17 protein-coding genes are annotated in these 19,778 nt (G+C 43.9%); 6 read left to right on the top strand and 11 right to left on the bottom strand.

The genetic code is table 11. The annotated features are described in order from the left end of the window. Positions 1 to 28 precede the first annotated feature (28 nt). Complete coding sequence (locus CH367_RS11070) at positions 29 to 775, top strand: class I SAM-dependent methyltransferase (protein WP_100762562.1); 747 nt, start codon at positions 29 to 31, stop codon at positions 773 to 775. Next, the gene (locus tag CH367_RS11065; protein ID WP_100762561.1) at positions 772 to 2,178 is read left to right on the top strand and encodes a chromate transporter; all 1,407 of its coding nucleotides are present in this window, start codon (positions 772 to 774) and stop codon (positions 2,176 to 2,178) included. Before CH367_RS11070 ends, CH367_RS11065 begins: the two co-directional genes overlap by 4 nt. On the opposite strand, the gene CH367_RS11060 is transcribed toward CH367_RS11065, so the two are convergent. Next, positions 2,169 to 5,108, bottom strand: a complete 2,940-nt coding sequence (locus tag CH367_RS11060) for an adenylate/guanylate cyclase domain-containing protein (RefSeq protein ID WP_100762560.1) — start codon at positions 5,106 to 5,108, stop codon at positions 2,169 to 2,171. The two genes, CH367_RS11065 and CH367_RS11060, sit on opposite strands and share 10 nt — an antisense overlap. 193 nt (positions 5,109 to 5,301) lie before the next feature. On the opposite strand from CH367_RS11060, the gene CH367_RS11055 reads away from it, so the two are divergent. From CH367_RS11055 to CH367_RS11040, 4 genes are all read left to right on the top strand, one after another. Further along, positions 5,302 to 7,023, top strand: a complete 1,722-nt coding sequence (locus tag CH367_RS11055; RefSeq protein ID WP_165783270.1) for a sensor domain-containing diguanylate cyclase — start codon at positions 5,302 to 5,304, stop codon at positions 7,021 to 7,023. 108 nt (positions 7,024 to 7,131) lie between these two features. Then, a complete protein-coding gene (locus tag CH367_RS11050; RefSeq protein ID WP_100762558.1) occupies positions 7,132 to 9,069 on the top strand; it encodes a long-chain fatty acid--CoA ligase in 1,938 nt (645 codons plus the stop codon). A 176-nt stretch (positions 9,070 to 9,245) separates the two neighbouring features. Continuing rightward, complete coding sequence (locus tag CH367_RS11045) at positions 9,246 to 9,659, top strand: DoxX family protein (protein WP_100762557.1); 414 nt, start codon at positions 9,246 to 9,248, stop codon at positions 9,657 to 9,659. 52 nt (positions 9,660 to 9,711) lie between these two features. Beyond that, positions 9,712 to 9,951 (top strand): hypothetical protein, encoded by a 240-nt coding sequence (locus CH367_RS11040; protein ID WP_010572360.1) that lies wholly within the window; start codon positions 9,712 to 9,714, stop codon positions 9,949 to 9,951. On the opposite strand, the gene CH367_RS11035 is transcribed toward CH367_RS11040, so the two are convergent. The 10 genes from CH367_RS11035 to CH367_RS10985 all read right to left on the bottom strand — a co-directional run bounded on the left by CH367_RS11035 (position 9,948) and on the right by CH367_RS10985 (position 19,595). Then, a complete protein-coding gene (locus tag CH367_RS11035) occupies positions 9,948 to 10,490 on the bottom strand; it encodes a DUF6817 domain-containing protein (protein ID WP_165783278.1) in 543 nt (180 codons plus the stop codon). The two genes, CH367_RS11040 and CH367_RS11035, sit on opposite strands and share 4 nt — an antisense overlap. Positions 10,491 to 10,503: 13 nt before the next feature. Beyond that, positions 10,504 to 10,956, bottom strand: a complete 453-nt coding sequence (locus CH367_RS11030) for an EamA family transporter (protein WP_100762555.1) — start codon at positions 10,954 to 10,956, stop codon at positions 10,504 to 10,506. A 39-nt stretch (positions 10,957 to 10,995) separates the two neighbouring features. After that, positions 10,996 to 12,555, bottom strand: coding sequence for an NAD(P)/FAD-dependent oxidoreductase (locus tag CH367_RS11025; protein WP_100762554.1), 1,560 nt, complete (start codon positions 12,553 to 12,555; stop codon positions 10,996 to 10,998). 46 nt (positions 12,556 to 12,601) lie between these two features. Further along, the gene (locus tag CH367_RS11020) at positions 12,602 to 13,783 is read right to left on the bottom strand and encodes an MFS transporter (protein WP_165783269.1); all 1,182 of its coding nucleotides are present in this window, start codon (positions 13,781 to 13,783) and stop codon (positions 12,602 to 12,604) included. Between the two features lie 136 nt (positions 13,784 to 13,919). Next, on the bottom strand, positions 13,920 to 15,056 hold the full coding sequence (locus CH367_RS11015) for a hypothetical protein (protein ID WP_100762552.1): 1,137 nt from the start codon (positions 15,054 to 15,056) through the stop codon (positions 13,920 to 13,922). Positions 15,057 to 15,174: 118 nt separating this feature from the next. Then, positions 15,175 to 16,413 (bottom strand): RNA polymerase sigma factor, encoded by a 1,239-nt coding sequence (locus tag CH367_RS11010; RefSeq protein ID WP_100762705.1) that lies wholly within the window; start codon positions 16,411 to 16,413, stop codon positions 15,175 to 15,177. Between the two features lie 44 nt (positions 16,414 to 16,457). Then, positions 16,458 to 16,814, bottom strand: coding sequence for a YciI family protein (locus tag CH367_RS11005; RefSeq protein WP_100762551.1), 357 nt, complete (start codon positions 16,812 to 16,814; stop codon positions 16,458 to 16,460). 4 nt (positions 16,815 to 16,818) lie between these two features. Then, positions 16,819 to 17,760, bottom strand: a complete 942-nt coding sequence (locus CH367_RS11000) for an alpha/beta hydrolase (protein ID WP_100762550.1) — start codon at positions 17,758 to 17,760, stop codon at positions 16,819 to 16,821. Between the two features lie 720 nt (positions 17,761 to 18,480). Continuing rightward, positions 18,481 to 19,077, bottom strand: a complete 597-nt coding sequence (locus tag CH367_RS10990; RefSeq protein WP_100762548.1) for a dihydrofolate reductase family protein — start codon at positions 19,075 to 19,077, stop codon at positions 18,481 to 18,483. 128 nt (positions 19,078 to 19,205) lie between these two features. After that, on the bottom strand, positions 19,206 to 19,595 hold the full coding sequence (locus CH367_RS10985; protein WP_100762547.1) for a hypothetical protein: 390 nt from the start codon (positions 19,593 to 19,595) through the stop codon (positions 19,206 to 19,208). Between the last annotated feature and the right edge of the window lie 183 nt (positions 19,596 to 19,778).

Raw genomic sequence — 19,778 nt, 5'->3', positions numbered from 1 at the left:
GCACGATGATCTCTGAAAGCATGGGCCTATGAGTTTCAGAGATCATTTTTCCTCCCACTCCTCTTCTTACTCCGAATTTCGCCCCGGTTATCCCGATGAACTTTTTTCCTATCTCAAAAGTCTCGTTCCGAACGGAAACGTTGTTTGGGATTGTGGAACCGGAACCGGTCAAGCCGCCGTTTCTCTCGGAGAAGTTTTTCAAAAAGTAATCGCAACCGATCCAAGCGCAAATCAGATTTCCAGCGCGGAACCGCATAAAAACGTAGAATACAAAGTCTGCAAAGCGGAGAATTCTACATTAGAAAATCATGAAGTAGATTTGATTACCGTCGCACAGGCGTTTCACTGGTTCGATTTCGAACCTTTTTACAAGGAAGCGATTCGAGTCGGCAAAAAAGGCGGGGTCCTCGCGATCTGGGGCTATAATATGCACAGAATTACTCCGGAAGTGGATGCGCTCGTGGATAAACTCTACGAAGAGATCGTGGGTTCGTATTGGCCTCCCGAAAGAAAATACGTGGAAGAAGAATATAAATCGATCGCGTTTCCGTTCGAAACGATCACAGCGCCCTATTTCGCGATGAAGGAAGAATGGACAGTCGAACACGTGTTAGGTTACTTAAGAACCTGGTCCAGCGTTCAGAAATACATTCAAAAAAACGAATCCGATCCGGTTCTACTCGTGGAAACGGAAATCCGAAACGTATGGGGTTCTACTCCTTCGAGAATCGTAGAATGGCCCTTATTCTTTAAGATCGGGAGACTTCCGGGTTGATTCCTTCCTTCGGAGAAGCGCTTCGTTTTTGGTTTCAGCTCGGTTGGCTCAGTTTCGGCGGTCCCGCGGGACAAATCAGTCTGATGCACAAAACCCTCGTGGAAGAAAAGAAGTGGATCTCCGAAGATAAATTTTCCCACGCTTTGAGTTATTGTATGATTCTTCCGGGACCTGAGGCTCAACAGTTGGCCACTTATCTCGGTTGGATTTTGCACGGGGTAAAGGGAGGAATTCTCGCCGGACTTTTGTTCGTTCTTCCCGCCGTGTTGATCTTTACACTGATTAGTATATTCTACTTTTCTTATGGGAATGTTCCGTACGTAATTTCGTTTTTAAACGGGGTCAAACCCGCGATTCTCGCGGTGATTCTTTTGGCTTTCGGAAATCTGGTTCTAAAAAGCCTGAAATCCAACGGACAAATTCTTTGTTTCGCGTTATCCGCAATCGGAATTTTGTTTTTTGAAATTTCGTATCCGTATCTTCTTTTGGCTTCCGTATTGTTCGGCTGGACGGTATTTCTTTTCGGTAAAAAGAATTCGGATATGGATACAAACTCGGACTTTGCGGAAACGTCTTCCTCAAAAACGGCAAATCTAAAATACCAAATTACGACATCCAAGTCGGAAACGACGGAAGCCGAGACCTCGGAACGAATCGATCTTCAAACCTCCTTCGACGAAGAACGCGAAAAAAATTCCGAGCTTTTAAAAAACCTAGGACGAACCGGAAGTATCGGTTTGATTCTTTGGGCGACTCCATTCTTAGGAATATTATTCTTTTTGAAAGCGGAGTTTTTGTTCTGGAAGGACTTGATTTTGTTCTTCACGAAGACCGCCTTTCTCACGTTTGGCGGCGCGTATGCGATTCTTCCTTCCGTGGCCGAATTTGCAACGCAACAAGCCGGATGGATCTCCTCAAACGAAATGTTGGACGCGCTCGCTTTCGGCGAAAGTACTCCGGGACCTCTCGTGATGGTTTTGACCTTCATCGGATTTTTAGCGGGCGCTCATCGGTTTGGTGGAATCGGTTCCGGTTTGCTCGGACTTTTATTAACGACCTATTATACTTTTTTACCCTCCTTCATTCTGATTTTGGGAGGAGCGAGTCTTGTCGAAAAAACGAAAGAATCCGAATGGATTCGAGTATGTTTCAGTTATGTGACCGCGTGTGTTTGTGCGGTGATTCTTTATCTAAGCGTATTTTTCGCTAAGTCCATTTTGATATTTCCGCAAACTTCGGCGACGAGTTGGGTCCAAAATCCGATCGCAACGACACAATGGCTTCCGTTGTTTTGGACAATCCTTTGTGTCGCTCTACTGAAATTCAAAAAAGAATATTCTATTATTCTGATATTCTTAAGCGGTTTGTTTTTCCTGGGAATCGAAACCTTGTTTCACTTATGAGTTCTGGTATAAACCCCGTCCCAGGTTTTTTCGGGAGGATTGTGTTTGTATTCCTCGCAACGTTCGATCAGTAGATGCGCGGCCTTGTCCTTACTTCCTCTCGTCATCTGCGAACTTTCGAGAAGTTCCTGGGCTAAGGACCATTCTCGGTTGAGATACGCCTCGAATCCTTTGGAAAACTCAAGAACGGAAGCTTCCAATCTTTCGGATACGTTATCCGGTCTTCCGATCAATTCGTAAAGTCGAACGGGTTCATTCTTCCCTTTGACGCGCACGACGTCCAACAATCTCGTAAAGAATTCGTCCTTGATCTCGTGTTGAACGGATTCGCTCACGAGAATGCTCACACCGTAATCCTTTCCCGCCGCTTCGAGTCTCGCCGCGAGGTTTACCGTATCTCCCATCATCGTATAAGCCGAAATGGAATCGGTTCCCATAAAACCCACTTTTGCCAGTCCGGTGTTGAGTCCGATTCGAATCTGCATCTCCTGAGCCTCGGGGATATAAGCCTTCTTGGCCTTCCATTCCTGTCTGAGTCCTTCGAGAGTTTCGATCATTTCCACGGAAGCCGCCGCGGCCTTGAGACAGTGTTTGTCCACTTCGACGGGCGCGTTGAAAATTCCCACGATCGCGTCCCCGATATACTTGTCCAAAACACCCTCGTGTTTTTTCAGAATCAGGGTCATCGCGGAAAGATATTCGTTTAACAAAGACGCTAATTCGACGGAAGTTAACTTTTCGCTAATATTCGAAAAGCCTGCTACGTCCGAAAAGAATGCGGTGATTCTTTTCTCGCTTCCTCGTTTGAGAGCCGCGAGATCCACCATCGCCTCGCTGACCACGACCGGATCGATCATCGTCCCGAGAATATTCTTGATCTTCTCCCTTTCCTTAAGACCGGTCACCATCGAGTTCAAAGCGATCGTAAGAGTTCCGAGTTCGTCCTTTCCGCCTTGTTCGAAGTGAACTTCCAAATTTCCCTGACCGACCTCTCTCGCATGAAAGATGATCCGTTTGATTTTTTGAACCACAAAACCGGAAATTAAAACCGCAAAAACGATCGCGGCCAAACAGATCAGCAACGCGGTTCCGATCGCGGAATTCTTATTCTTCTGAATCATCTCCAGACCTTCGGTTCGATCCACGATGGTTCTTGAAATTCCAGAAAGGTTCACGGAAAGAATCGTCGCGCTTACCTCCTCGCCGGAATCCGCGAGAAGAGGTTTGGAATCGAGGCTCCAAAGAATTTCCTCGGCCTCACTTCTCGAGTTTGCGACGATTCCGTATGGTATCAGTTTTTTCAACTGAGGAGTCGGAGTTTCGCTTTTGCCGGAGTAAATCCATTCTCGGATCGCGTCCCATCTTTCCTTGGAAAGATTTTGTTCCTTCGGATCTCTGAGATAATCGGAATAATTACCGGAACTTTGACTGAAACGTAAGACGATCAGATCCTCAAGACCCGCGTTCCTAAGCTCGCCTAACGCGTCGATGAGAACGTCGGTTTCGCTCTGAATCGGAAATGCGACGCGGGTTTTTACGGGATGTTTTTGTTTTAAGACCTTGAGTTTTTGCGCGGCCTCGACAAAATCCTTTTTATCTTCGGAAAATTCGTTTCGAAATGTTTCGAACTTTGTATCCCTTTCTTGGATCAGTTTCGCATAACGCGCATAAAGATCCCGAAACGTTTTGTCCTGAAACGGAGGAAGCGGAGGTTTTTTATCCTTCAGCTCCTGAATTCTTTTTTTCAACGGGGTGACCAAGTCGCGGATCTGCGCGGCATAATTCGCGTCCTGTTGCAGATAACGTTTGGCGAAGTCGGGCAATTCTTCCTTGAGTCGATTGGCTCTTTCGGTGGAACTTTGGTTTCTGAAAATCGGAGAATACAGCGTTTGTAATTCCATCTTTCCGATCGTGTAAGAATTTTGATCCGTATCCTGAGAAAAATCCAAGGAAAGAATTTTAGCGAAAGAATCCTTTAAGTTCGAATCGATGTCGTTTAGAAAGATGTTCGAATTGATCGAAACGTCCTGTTTGAAAATTTTCGTATCGAAAGAAGGAGTGAGGTGTTCTTTGATCTGATTTGAGATCACCGGAAAGGTCTGAATTCTATACTGGGACATGTTGAGTCCGAGTTCTTCGATCTTTCTGTGTTGTTTCGGAAGAGCCAACTCGAGAATGGAATGATCGAGATGATTTCTGGCCTTTTCGATTCCGTTCTTCAGATTGTCCATTCCGTGTTCCACGTCTTGTTTCGCTTTTTCGGAAATTTTTTCCTGAGAATGGAGTTCGTCCCATTTTTGTTTTTGTTCGTTTAAATCCGCTTCCAATACCGCGACCAGATGCGCCATGTTTTTGAGTTTTGTGTACATCGCGTCGGAGATGGCGAGACCGTTCGGATCCTTCAGTAAAAACTTGGTATTCTTTTCAAGTTCCTCGATGTCCGCCTTGGAAAGATAAACGGAATAGTAAGTATCCTTAATGGACGACTTACGTTCTTTTCCCAGAACTCCGAAAAGTTTCGTCTTGAATCCGAAAAAGCTGACTTCTTTTGTTTCTTGAGTAACCACCCTCGTTCTGTATTTACGAAGAGCCTGGCTCTGACGTTTTACCCGTTCTCGAAAGGATTCGACCCGGATCAAACTGCTCGAAAGATTCTCCAGTTCAAGAACCAAACTCGAGATATAATGTCTGGAAATTGCGGCTTCTTTTTCGTAACTTTGTGTAAGAATTTCCGTCTGTTGATGAACGTCGATGGCGGAAAGAATCATAACGGTAAGCGCGATCAATGCTCCGGTAAAAAGCGCGAGTTTCGCCCGGATACCAAGGTAAAAAAGATTTTTGATATTTATGAAAAAACCAAACCTCTTACGCAATTGTTCGCGGAAAACGCCCGTTTTGGATTCTTCTGATTGGATCGGATCTGTAGCCACCTGCGGTTCCTTGTTCTAAGTCTGTTCCAGTCATTCTGAAAATTAACCGATGAAAGAGTCACGAAATTAATATTCAAGTATAACGAATTTTCCGATTCGGTAAATCCGATTTTCGGAAAATAATTTCTTTTCGAAAATCTTTGACAAATCCTTTGGAGAACTCATCTTGTTCCGAATGCGAATTCCAGTTCGAATGAAATATACGCTTTTTATTTTCGGAATATTCGTTTCCGCTCATTCGTTATTCGCACTGGATCCCGCGGTGGTCATCAAACCGGAATTCGCCGGCAAACAACCTCTCTTAAAATCCGTCTATCTGATACGCGATCCGGAATCGCGTTATCTTCCCGAGAATTTTTTCAACGATCTCGAAAAAATCCCGGTTCGTGAAATTCAAAATACAACCTTCGGTTTCGGATACGATCCGGTTCCCTATTGGTTGGTTTTCGACGTGGAAACTCCCGAAAAAGTGGATCAGGAATTCTCGCTCGCGTTGCATTATCCTCATTTGGATCAAGTGGATCTGTATTATCAAACCTCCGGCGGACTCAAGGGAGAATATAAAACCGGAGATTCCCTTCCGTTTTATTCAAGACCGATCGAAAACAAACTGTTCATGTTTCCTTTACCGATCTCTAACAAGGGTAAGGCGAGAATTTTGGTCCGCGTGTTTTCGGAAGGCGCGCTCAGTCTGTCCATGACCCTCTACGAGAACAAGGAAAGAATCCGCGAAACGAAGGTGGAACTCGCAAAGGACTCGGCCTTTTTCGGCGCGTTAGCCGTCATGGCGTTCTTTAACTTTTTTCTTTATGTGGGAATCCGCGAAAGATATTTATTATATTATTCTTTTTTAATTCTCGCCGTTCTTTTGCACCAGATGATCCTTCCCGGATACGCGTTCGAATGGTTTTTCCAGGACCAGCCGATCTTCATCAACCAACTTCATCTGGAAGCGATCGCCCTGATGATGATTTTTATGGCGTTGTTCCTCGCTTCGTATCTGGATACGAAAAAGAACTATTCCCTTCTCAATTTGTTTTTAAAAGCCTCTCTTTGGGCGGGAATCGCGTTGGGATTTTTGATTCCGATTCTTCCGGGACGTTATCTGATTCCGTTTACTTCCCTATTCCCTCTTTTGCAGATGACGGTGATCTTTTTGATCTCCTTTTTCAGAGCGATCAAAGGAGATCGTAAGGCGATCATTTTTTTGACGGCTTGGTTCTTCACTCTTTCGGGAGGAATCATCTTTGCACTGAGCCGATTCGGATTCTTTTTAAAAGACGCACCGGCGATTCCGTTTTTACAAACGGGCATCATTCTCAGCGTTTTGTTTTTATCACTCGCGCTTTCGGAAAGAATTCGAACGATTCGAAAAGAAAAAGAGGAAATCGAAGAATACGCCGGCAAACTCGAAGAACTTTCTTATATGGATCCTCTCACCCGGATTTTCAATCGTAGATACTTCGACGAACAAATCCGAATGGCGTGGAGCAGATCTTCGAGACACCATTCTCCCCTTTCTTTGCTGATGATCGACGTGGATTTTTTCAAACAGTTCAACGATACATACGGGCACGTGGAAGGGGATCGCGCCTTAATCCGAGTCGCGAGAGAGATCCGAGCCAGTCTTAGAAGATCGCACGATATGGTGACTCGATACGGCGGGGAGGAATTCGCGGTGATCCTTCCGGATACTCCGATCGACGGCGCTGTAGTTGTCGCATTAAATATTCTGGAAAAAATCGAAGCGATGGAAATCACTCATATCAAAAGTCCGTTCGCAAAAATCACGGTTTCAATCGGGATCGCTTGTAGCGTGGATTCGGAAGCGACCACGGTTCAGGATTTGATTTCCGACTCGGATCGTAATCTTTACGCGGCGAAAACCTCCGGAAGAAACCGAATCCAACACTAAAACCTCTTCGTTTTCATTCTTGTTACGATTCGGACTCGATTAGGAATTTCTAAAGAATGAAAAATTTTCTCGACTGAATGAAAGGTTTTCATAGAATCCTTCCCTGCTATGAAAACCAATCCCATTCCGAAAATCCAATCCAGAACCCTATATCATGTTATGAAAGCCTCGGCGGAAACGTTCGCGGATCACACTGCGCAATATTACAAACCGGACGGTAAGAATTATCAGGCAAACAGTTTCAAAAATCTTTATGAAACCGTTCAACAAATCGGCTCGGGTCTTATCTCTTTAGGGTTGGAACCGGGAACTCCGATCGGTCTGATCGCGGATTCGGGAGCGCGTTGGCTCTGGTGTAGTATGGGAATTACGAACATCGGTTGTGTGGACGTTCCGAGAGGAACCGATTCAACCGGAGAAGATCTTCGATACATTCTCAACCACGCGGAATGTTCGATCGCGTTTTTGGAAAACGAAGTCGCATTAAAAAAAGTTCTCGCTCAGAAGTCTGAATTCCCCCATCTCAAAAAAATCATTCTGTTCGATCAAAAGGGAACGATCGAAAACACGGAACCATTCGAGATCATTTTGTTAAACGACTTGATTCAAAAAGGAAAAACCTGGATTCAAAGCAAGGGTAAGGATGAGTTTCATAAAAGGGGCTCCGCGATCCGAGAAGACGATCTCGCGACCATCGTTTACACTTCGGGAACGACCGGAAAACCGAAAGGTGTGATGCTCACGCACAAGAACATCGTGTTCAACGTCGATAGCACCTTGTTAGGCGAAGACCTCAACGTATATCCTACGGACAGAAGTATGGCGTATCTTCCTCCTTGGCATATCGCGGAAAGATTGGTCGAAACCATCTGCGTCCGCGCCGGAGGAGCCGAGGCCTTTACTTCTATCTCCACTCTCAGTCAGGATCTATCGGATATTAAACCGACATTGCTTCTTTCGGTTCCGAGAGTATGGGAAAGTCTTTACAATAAGATCCATGACAAGGTGAGAAGCGCTTCTCCGGTGCAACAGGCTCTATTCGGAGCGTTTAAGGAAATCGCGATCACGTATTATAAACATATCTCTCGCTTGCAAGGTTTGGAATATTCCTTAACGGAACAATCCACGTTCGCTTCGCTTTGGCAAAAATTCATTTCGCTTTGGATCGTAATTCTTCTTTGGATTCCGAACCAGGTGGCGCAACTCGCGTTCAACAAAATCAAACAAGGATTAGGCGGAGAATTGAGATTCGCACTTTCCGGAGCAGGAGCTTTGCCTCAATACATCGATACGTTCTTTAACGCGATCGGAATTCCGATTCTGGAAGGATACGGAATGACCGAATTATCCGGTATTTCCACCAGAAGAATTTTGGGAGAGATCACGGTGGGAACACTCGGACGTTGTATTCCCGGAGTTCAGATCAAACTCATGGATGAAAAAGGAAAAGAGATCACCCAACCCGGAGTTAAGGGAATCGCTTGGCACAAAGGCGATCACGTCATGAAAGGTTATTACAAGGAACAGGAAAAGACGAAGGAGATTTTGAGCTCGGACGGATGGTTGAACTCGGGCGATCTTTTGGCTTGGACTACCTCCGGAGAATTGAAGTATTCCGGAAGAGCCAAGGATACGATCGTTCTTTTAGGCGGGGAGAATTTGGAGCCCGAGCCGATCGAATTCGCTCTGGTTCGGAGCCAATTCATCCATCAGGCTATGGTGGTGGGACACGATCAGAAAACTCTCGGAGCCTTGATCGTGCCGAACGAGGAAGCTTTGGAAAAATATTTGAAGGAACTTCGTTCTAAAATGTTAAGCGAAGTCCGAAATTTGAACGGAGACGCGGACGTGATCGCGCTTTTCAAAAACGAGATCAAGAACCTAGTCTCGAACGAAAACGGTTTTAAAAATTTCGAAAAGGTTTCGAGTTTCCGGATTCTAGATAAAAAATTCGAGCCCGGAGACGAACTGACACAAACGATGAAGATCAAACGGAACGTGGTCTCCGATAAGTACAAAAACGAAATCGAAGAGATGTATCGTTAAACTTTAATTCGTCTTTTTAAAAAAAGAGCGAAGTGTTTCGAAAGGATAACCCGATTGGGGACCTCGAGGTTCTCATCGGGTTTTTTTAATACGAACAACTCCGAAAATTCTTTCCTAAGTGTAACCCTTTCGAACCAAGCCCGAAGAACTCCGCAGAATCCAAAGGAGAAACCTTCTTGTTCAAGTTCGATTCCAATTCAAAAAATATTTTATTCTATTTTTTACGCGCCGTGGTCGCATTCATATTTTTACAGACCTTATTCTACAAATTCACGGGCGCGCCCGAATCGGTTTTGATTTTTACAAAACTCGGTATAGAACCTTGGGGAAGAATCGGCACGGGTGTTTTAGAATTGATCGCGGCGATTCTTTTGTTCGTGCCGGGATCCAACTCGATCGGCGCTTTGCTCGGACTCGGACTCATGTCCGGCGCGATTTTTTCCCATCTATTCGTGATCGGGATCGAACAGGAAAACGACGGAGGACTTCTATTCTTTTTAGCGCTCGCAAGCGCCGCGATCTGCGCCCTTCTTCTCTGGATGGAAAGACAAACACTAACGTCCGTTCTGCGAAAACGATTTCAAAAATAGCTTTCCGAAATTCTCAAACCGGTTAAACTCTCGCAAAAGCACGGAGGTTTTTATGGGAGAAGAACAGGCGAAGATTCACGCGTTGAATAAGATCGTTTCCATCATAGACGAAAAGGCTTCGATTTACAGAAACGAAAGAAAGTCGATGCCTTCCGCGAGAGCGATCGCGGAAAAAAAACTGATTTTAGATCTGATCGACGACGGAATGAAACTCGCAAAAACGATTCAACCCAAACCCGCGGACTTGATCCGGGATTTGGAAACCTTAAACAAACAGTTTATGAATCTCTAATATTCTAAAAAAACGGATTTGCACAGATTCGAGGCGTTTTTTGAAAGATAAGGATCCATTCTTTCGAACAAATCCTTGAGTTCCGGTCCGTATTCTTTCAGAAACTTATCGTCTGCAGTTGCGAGTTGAAGTTCGTTGGCCGCGGTCAATTCGCAGAGTTCGTTTAATATTCTTCCTTCTAAAACCCGGACTTCGTCCGTAAGCCGATTCTTATGCAGAATCGGTTTTCCGTTTCCGAATTGAGCGTAAAGATGATTCCGATCACAGGTTCCATAAAGATAGACTAACGTTTCCGCTTTGCTTCCGATCAAGTTCTCCACTTCTTTACGAGCCGTCGTTTCCAAAAGAGAATCCTGAAATGCGAACGTTCCATAAACAGCGTGATAGAGCCCGGCATTGCATAGATCGATTGAGGAACCCCACTCCACCAAGATGTAAAAGGTCCCGGTCAGATGGGTCAGAAGATCACCATGTAGATGTTCTTTCCCCTGAGCGTGTAAACTTTTGAGTCGATCCAGAAGGATCGGATCCGGTTCCATTCTCATTCAAAAATCATTTCGAAACGTTTTGGCCGAGATTAAAAAGAAGAATCGCCGCAAACGCGGCCAGGATCGAAAAATAATGATACAGATTTAAACGCTCCGAAAAAAGAAACGCACCCACAAAGATAGAAGTCGTCAAAATCGAAAAAACGGCGTAGAGAATATAATACGAAGTTCCGTATCTGCTATACAGAAGATAAAATCCCAAAAACGTAAAGTAAAGTCCCGCACCGCTCAACCAAAAATAAATCCGATTCTGAGAAAGATAATCTCTCCAATCCTCCGGTTTGTAAAAGAAGAAGGAAACGACCAAAAGAAAAATACAAACGATCAACGTGGGAATCAAAAACAGGAACGGCCCCGCAGTCGGTGCGGATTTTTTCTGACCATACGCGTAGAACGCATTTCCGATCGCGGCGATCAAAGCAAAAAGAAACGGAAGAATCGCGGAACTCAATTTCATATTAGAATCTCCTCATGTATCCGAAGGTCCGAGACTTTTTCAACTCGCCTTCGTGGAAGCACAAGCGGTGGCCGATCGGATTCCGTCCATCGCCGCGGAAACGATTCCTCCCGCGTAACCCGCGCCTTCTCCGCAGGGATACAAACCTTGGATTCGAATGTGTTGCAAGGTTTCTCCATTTCTCGGAATACAAACCGGCGAAGAAGTTCTCGTCTCGGGCGCATGAACGACCGCTTCGTTCGTAAGATAACCTTTCATAGAGCGATCGAATTCCCGAAAACCTTTTCGTAAAGATTGATAAACGAAGTCCGGAAGAACCTCTTTCAACTCGACGGAAGTGATTCCGGGTGTATAAGAAGTTTTCGGAAGATCGGATGAAATTTTTCCTTCCACGAAGTCCGCAAGTTTTTGGGCGGGAGCTTTTTGAGTGCGGCCTCCGGCGATCCAAGCCTTATGTTCGATCGCTTTTTGAAATTCCATCGCGGCTAAGGGACCGTGTTTTGCAAACGGTTTAAAGTCTTCCATTCTCAACTCGACTACGATCCCCGAGTTCGCGGAAGGTCGCGCACGTTTCGAAGAGGACCAACCGTTCGTAACGATCTCTTCCGGTTTCGTCGCACAAGGAGCTACAACGCCTCCGGGACACATACAAAAAGAATAAACCCCTCTTCCATCCACTTGTTTTACAACGCTGTAAGGAGAAGGAGGAAGATAAGGATCGCGTACGTCGCAACGATATTGAATCGAATCGATCAAGGATTGTTTGTGTTCCACTCGAACACCGACCGCGATTGGTTTGAGTTCGAGTTCGATTCCTTTTTGATGCAACAATTCGAATATATCTCTGGCGGAATGACCGGTCGCAAGAATTACGTTTTTTGAATGGAACTTATCACCATCCTTCGTGATCACACCTTGAATTTGATTTCCGTTTAATAAAAAGTCGGTGACCCTTTTTTCGAAATGAACTTCCCCGCCCATCTCCACGATTTTTTCGCGGATCCGTCTTACGATCTTCGGAAGTTTATTCGTTCCGATATGAGGATGCGCTTCGACGAGAATGTCCTTGTCCGCTCCGAATCCGACGAGCCATTCGAGAATTTGCCGAACATTCCCTCTCTTTTTGGATCTTGTATAAAGTTTACCGTCCGAGTAGGTTCCGGCTCCACCTTCTCCGAAACAATAATTGGAATCCTCGTTTACGTTGTGATGAATGTTGACTTCTCTTAAATCGAAAGGGCGTTTAGATACGTCCTTCCCTCTTTCCAAAAGAACGGGTTTTAAACCGGAAAGAATGAGTTGAAGACACGCAAAAAGACCGGCGGGTCCGGCGCCGATTACGATCACCTCTTCCGCGTTAGACACATTGGGGAAGTCAGGAAGAAGAATCGGCTTTTCAACGAAGTCTTCTCGGATAAAAATCAAAACGTTGAGATTGTAATAAACCGTTCTTTGTCTTGCGTCTATGGAACGGCTGAGAATCTCGATGTGACGAATTTCACTCGAGTCGATTTTTATCTTTTTGGAAACGAAGTTCTTGAGCGCCTCGTCCTGCCCCGCAACCTCCGGGACGACGCGAAGCTGAAGTTCCTGGATCATAAATATACTGTTTTTGATCCGACGACTTCAGAACAATCTCAATTTCTTAGGACTCGGGCAACTTAGGTAGGAAAAGTAAAACCAAACAGGCCGCCAGATGCAAAACTCCCGCGAATAAACTCAAAGCAAAAAGACCGTAGTTCAAAAACGGAGCGATCAGCGCGGTTCCGCCCGAAGTGACCGTGATGATCGAAAGAAGAATCAAAGAAGAAGCTCGGTTGTCGTCTCCGTTTGCGGAGATGATTCCTCTTAAGAATCCGGTCGGTCCGCGAAGTCCCAAGCCGACGTTCATCAAAGGAAAGATCATAAGAACCACATTCGGATTGTTGTTTCCAAAAATTGAATATACTACCAGAAGAATCGAAGAGATCAAAGAACAAAGGGTTCCGATCGTGATCAGACGTTCCGGTTTGAGTTTTCGACTGAGAACGGAAGGAGACAAAACCGCGCCAGCGATAAAAAACGCGACTCCGATTGTTTGCATCTGCGCGAACTTGGAGATATCCGAGTTCATCGTTTTTACGATCACTACCGGAGCGCCGAAAACAAAAACCAACAAACCGCCTAAGTTCAATGCTTGGCTGAGGGAATATCTTTGAAAGACGGGGGATTTCAGTAAGGAAAGATAAGAGCCTTGTTTTCCGTTCGATGGAACGCCGACGTTGTCGATGCGAACGAACAAGAAAACAAGCGCAAGAAGAATGGAAAGAAAGGCCGTGAGAAAAAAAGAATACTTCCAAGTTCCGAAAGTCAAAAGCCAAACTCCCACGATCGGAGCCAACGCGGGAACTAAGGATTCTACACTTCCCAACATTCCGAGAGCCTTGGTCGCTCCCTTTTCATCGAAAAGATTTTTCGCGATCCCAGGAGCCAGAACGGCGGGCGCGGAAGAGAAAAGCCCTTGAAAGAATCTGCAAAGAATCAGAACGTCCAGATTCTCCGCAAAAGAACAAACAAAGGATGCAATGGCGTATAACGTGAGAGAGGAAAATAAAAGTGAAGAAGTTCCGATCCGAGAAGCAAGATTCCCGAACAAAAGCATTCCGAACGCCGTCCCGGCGACAAAGGACGCGATCACAAATTGGGAAGCGGTCTGATCTCCTCCCAAAATTTCGGGTAAGGAAGGAATGCTCGGAAGAACCAAATCGATCCCGGAAAGTCCCAAAACGGAACCAAGTCCCAGGAGCATACAAATCAAAAATGCGTTTTCATTTTTTACGGCGTTCATTCCAAAAATATCCATTCTCCAATGATTCAAAACCAAAGATCGAAATCTTATCGGAGAAAGCAAGAACTTAGAATGAATTAGCCTTCTTTGTTTTTGGTCGTCTTATAAAAACGAATCGATTCGAAAAAGAAGGAGTTTAGGAAACGGAAAGTCTGATCGCGGCCTTGTCCATTAGCAGTTTCATACATTGATTGTCGTTATCGATCGCCAGTAGCCAGGAACAATTGTTTCTTCCCGTTTTAGAAACGATTCTTTTACAAAGCGGACAGGTTTCCAAATTCTCATTCTCAAGTATTTCAAAAGCGGTAGTTTTTTCAAAAAGTTCTCTTCTCGGAGGAGAAGTCACTTCATAGACTTCCTTGAGTTCGTTGTTCTCGTTGAATTCGATTGAAATGATTCCGATCTCGTTCGCGCTACAGAGTTGTTTAAACGTTTCAAAACGATCCTTATCGTGAAAGAGTTCATAATCAAACATCGGAATGATAATATACGAATAATTCGAAAAAGATTTATAATTGATCGCCTGACTGATCGCTTTTGTAATCGAGTCGATCGAATTCGAAGCCTTCAATTCAAAGGTGTAAACCGAAAGAGTGTCGAAATTCAGATCCGATTCGATCTTATATCCTACGAAATCATAATTCTGAAGTTTACCGCCTCCCCGATCGAATTGAGCGTCTCTGACTTCCAAAGAAAGACATTCCGCGAGCTTAGGAAGAATTAATTTTCCAAGACCGATCTCGTCTTGTTTGTTCTCGTTTCCATAATAGACGAATTCGTTTTTCGTCTTATAAAAATAATTCCCCTTACCTCTCTTAAACTTATAGGTGCTGTTGTTGAAAACATAATCCTTAAAACCTTCTCGCACCGCCGATAGGTTCAAAATCGAAGGGTCGTTTTTTAAATAATTCATCATATTCGGAAAAATGAAAGATAAGGCCTCCCCCAATTCTCCGTCCTGTATCGTATCAAAAATTCTCTTCGCAAGAAGAGTTCCGATTCCACGAGGAAGATATACCTTAGTCAATTTCATCGGTCCACCTTGGCCTTGCGATGGCTTCCATTCAAAACCCAATTTGGATAGATAAGAAACAAGATCCGCCTTAAAGGATTGCCAACTCTCGCTCTTTTTACCGATGAGAATTTTCATCAAATGTTCTTTCGATAAACACGCGGTGTATTCCTTTATGGAAATTTGATAGTCCTGTTTGTCGGAATCCAACTCGATCAAAGCCGAGAATATATCATCAATATCTTTTAGAGAAAGTCTCAATTATGTCCTCCGCAAATGTCGCTGGCACAGTATAAAATCGTTATCTGTGTTTTTTAAGTCGGTTTAAAATATTAAAGGGAAACGGAAAGTCTGATCGCGGCCTTGTCCATCAACAGTTTCAGAAGCGATCGATTCTTTTTTGAAGAGCAGTCCGGTCGGATTCAGTCTTCGCAAGAGAAAGAGCTTTTTTAAAACTCGCTTTCGCTTTTAGATCGTCAAAATTCGAGTAGAGTTCGCCTAAAAGCGCGTGATAAAAACGATTCTCATTGAGAGTGAGTTTCTCCGCTTCGAGAATCGCTTTTTCTTTGCCTTTCACTTTGGACAACGCGTAAATTCGATTCAAAGCCGCAAAGGAAGAATATTCAATTTTCAGCAAGCGATCGTAGGCTTGCAGTATATTCTCCCATTTACTCGGAGAATCCTCTTTTTGAGTATGCCAATAAGCGATTTCGGCTTCTAAATGATATTTGGAAATCCGATTTCCTTTTGCGGAAAGACTTAAAAAATAACCGCCTTGAACGATGAGATTCCGATCCCAAAGGTTCGGGTCCTGATCTTGGTAAAGAATCGATTCGCCCTTTTCATTTTGTCTCGCGGAAAATCGGGAAGAATGAAAACAAATCAAAGACAAAAGCGCGTTCACTTGCGGAAGATTCGTAATTTCGTTCTCGGCAAGAAGACGACACAAACGAAACGCTTCGAAACAAAGATCCTTCCTAAGAATCTCGTTTTGACTTGTGGAATAGTAACCCTCGTTGAACAAAAGATAGATCGTTCGCAAAACAACGTTTAGACGATCTTCGATCTCGGCGGAACTCGGAAGTTCGATTCTAATTCTTTCCCGTTTTAATTTTTCTTTGGCGCGAAACAAACGTTTATTGATCGTTTCCTTGTTCGTCAAAAATGCGTCCGCGATTTCTTCGATCCCGAAACCGCAGAGAATACGAAGCGCCAAACCGATCTGAGCTTCTTCCGGAATCGAAGGATGACAGATCGTAAACATCATCCGAAGTTGACTGTCGATGATATTGTGCGAGGTAAGATCGATCTCCTTCTCCCAAAAATTTTCCAAAAACTCCGAATGCGCTCTTTTGAGTTCGGGAACTATCTTATCGGAGAATACAAAATCTCGTTGCAGATGATTTTTCGCCTTATTCTTTGCGACGTTATAAAGCCATGCGCTCGGGTTTTGAGGAACACCTTTGATTCCCCAAACCTGAGATGCGGTTAAAAAAGTTTCACTCGCTATATCTTCCGCAATATCCATACGATCCAAACCGAAACGTTTGGAAAGAACGGAAACGATCTTTCCGTATTCCGTTCGAAAAAGATGAGGTATTAATTCTCCATTCTCCATCTTAAAAAAAGTTCTTCTTCTAATCCGAAGAAGAACTCGATCATTCATTGATTCTCGTGAACACCTATTATTTTTCTGACTTCTACGCTGTTGCCGTCTCCGTTTAAGATCGGACATTCCTTTGCGATGCTCGCGGCTTCTTCGAAATCTTTCGCTTTGATTACGATAAAACCGGCGATCGATTCTTTGATATCCACATAAGGACCATCCGTAACGATTCCGTTCGATCGAATCACCTTACCTTCGGTCGATAAGCCCGTTCCTCCGGAGAATTTGTTAAGCGAAATGATTTTTCCCACCCAATCGTGGTATTGTTTCATATAAACTTCGAGTTGTTCCGGAGAAGGTTGAGCTTCTTTTGTGACGAGGTCCAAGCGCATTAAGATTAAGAATTCATCCATAATTTTACTCCGTTCGCATTAAAAAGTTCGAAAGTTTTTGTTCGTATTCTTCCGGATGAATATCACGAATCGTTCCGTGATCTCCGAAATCGGGAAGCCAAATCGTCTTTGGTCCTTCGTATAAGTCGAACAAATCCTGCGTTTGCCGATACGATACTACTCGATCTTTTTGGCTGTGAATGAAATAAATCGGCACACCGCTTTCAAGACGCAATGAATTTTTCGGGTTCAACAACCCGTCGAACCGACCGCGTAACATCGATAAGTCGATCATCGCTTGAACGAATTTTTTAGGAGCCGACTGCGCTTCCGGAGAATCAAAAATCAATCTTTGAAAACTTTCCATCGGATTCTCCGCTATAACCGCTTTCAATTTCGGCATCTGAGGCAATGCGATGAGAATCGAACCCGCTCCTATCGACGAACCCATTGCGTAGACTTTCTTATATTTTTTCAAAAGATAAAGATACGCGGAGAATACGTCCCGCGATTCTCTATGTCCGTAAGTCAATCCTTCGACCGGGCAAGGCGCGTCTCCGTGACATCCTAGATCGAACGTCAAAACGTCGAGTTTGTTTTTCAAAAAGAATCGAATGTGCCTCGTCATCTCTCTTCGATCGCTTCCCCCTCCGTGAACTAACAGGATCGCTCCTTGAGATCGGGAGAATCCGTTCTTCCTTGTTTCGATTTGCCAACCGGGAAGTTCGTAACCATTTATGGAAAGAATTTTGACTTCTTCAAATTCGAATTCTTTCGTTGCTCTTAAATTTCCGCAACCTTTACCCCAATGTGTTTCGGCTTCTTGTTTACAAACGGATAAATCCTTAACAACTCCGTGCCAAGACGGGAATAGAAGTTGATTGCTTGCGGACCAAAGTCCCGCGCAAAGGATCAGTAAAACTAAAATCGGGAGAACGGGGATCAGCCAGATCAGTTTCCGTTTCATAAATTGACTCCGTCGGTGATGTCCGAATAACATATTAATGCGAACAAATTCATTTTATCGCACTCCTTTGTGTTTAGTGGTTCACCTCTTTATCAATCGAATTTGAGAAAATTGGACATAGAATGGATTCTTTCTTTCAACAATGAATGTTTACTTGTACACAAATTTGATCAGAATTCTCATCCAAAATTTGCCCAAAATGCCTTACCCATTTTTTCCACGCCTTGTCGTTATCCGACGAAGGCTTTTTGAGCATCTTCCAGCCGAAATCTTGAAGATCGATCCAGGCGCCGTCCAAACGTATAATTCCGGAAGTCGAATAATCTTCCGGTAAGTTCCTGACATAACTTGAATTTTCTAAAATCTCCGAAGACGCGTTCGGGTAACTTGCTTCCAATTCTTTATCAAAAAGCGCCGGTTCATCGGGGAAAATCCAATAGTCCCAATGATGGGAACGAATCGATTCGATTTTGTCCTCATTGAGGCGATGTGGTTCCAGAGCTTGCTTTAAAGATGTATATATATCTTTTGTAGAACTGTGGATTAAGACGGTGATATGAGATCTCATTTTTGAAAATGATACGACGAATTTAGGTTCGGAGAATCGGCTACACTTGTGCAATACATTATAATATTCTTATTCGATTTTAAATTCTCATTAAAACGATGAAATCCGCTCGTCGAATGCTCGCCCTGAAACTATAGAACTACGTGTAGCTTTTAGAAACTTCCCGTTTCAACCTTACCAAAACGTTTGTAATTCGCAATGATGATACCGTTTGGAGAAATTCGACTTTCCGTTACTTTGAATGCCGCGGGAATCGTACCTTCCATAAACAACCTCTTTCCACTTCCCAAGGTCAGTGGATATATTTTGAGCCAAAACTCGTCCACCAAATCATGCTTCATAAGAGTCTGCACAAGATTTGCGCTTCCGTAAACGTGTAAATCCGGCCCTTCATCTTGCTTGAGCTTTATGATTTTTGCAACAATGTCACCGCCCAAAAAAACGGAAGGTCGCCATTCACTCGAAGTTTTTGTATTTGAAGCGACGTATTTGGTCGCAGTCATTACGCGCGGCCAAACGTCAGTATGTTTCGGCCAGTAGGATTCCCAAATGTCAAAGGTCTTTCGTCCTAATAGAAGATCGAAGGGCACATTCATTTGCTGGGCCATGACTGATCCAATTACATCGTCAGAATATGGAACTTGCCATCCGCCATAAACGAAGTCGCCACTGGTATCTTCCTCTGGCCCGCCTCCGGCTTGTATAACACCATCTAACGTGAGGAATTCAAGTACGATAATTTTTCTCATGACCAAGCTCCTGGTTCAATTAGGCTGAACTCAAAATGTAAGGTCAAACGTAGTCTTTGTCAACGGGATTTGGGTGGATGAGGAGGAAGTGCGAGAGAAGAATGGAGTGAGTGAAGGCGGTGACGAATTCATAACGAATCACTTTTTAAAAAGGATTCCCTTTCTTCCACTAAAGTATTCTCAATTTTTGGCGTAATCTCAAAGAAAAATTGTAATCTTCCTGTCGAGAACAGCCAATCGAAAAAGAGAAAATAGCTAATTTTTCCAATTAAAAATATTATAACGAAATCGTACGATAAAAACTGACTGGCCCCATACAGATAAAAAATAAAGACCAAAGGTAACGGCGCTCCCATTACCGAGCTCTCTAACCTACCGGCAAACAAGATCATTGCGACCGCACAAGAATTTCTAGAAATACTATAGAAAAGGTGAACATAGTTTTTATAATCATTAAATTTACCTTCCTCTACAGATCCACTCTCTAAGTTATATTCAATCGCCGCGATTCCAATCACAGATATCGAAATTAAAATAATAAAAGCGGGAAAGTACCTACTTTTAGAATGAAGCAACAAGTAGCATATACCAAAAATTAAAGTCGAAGCATTGTTGCCTAAATTTAACCATGTTACAAAGCAAATGTGCCGAAGGCCAAGCGAAGGTTGCGAAGCAATCCTGAAGCGCCGCGAGAAGCCGCA

It is taken from the genome of Leptospira barantonii, assembly GCF_002811925.1.
GTDB classification, from domain to species: Bacteria; Spirochaetota; Leptospiria; order Leptospirales; family Leptospiraceae; genus Leptospira; species Leptospira barantonii.
The sequence above is the reverse complement of the archived record's forward strand: the minus strand, read 5'-3'. Positions and strand labels throughout refer to the sequence as shown.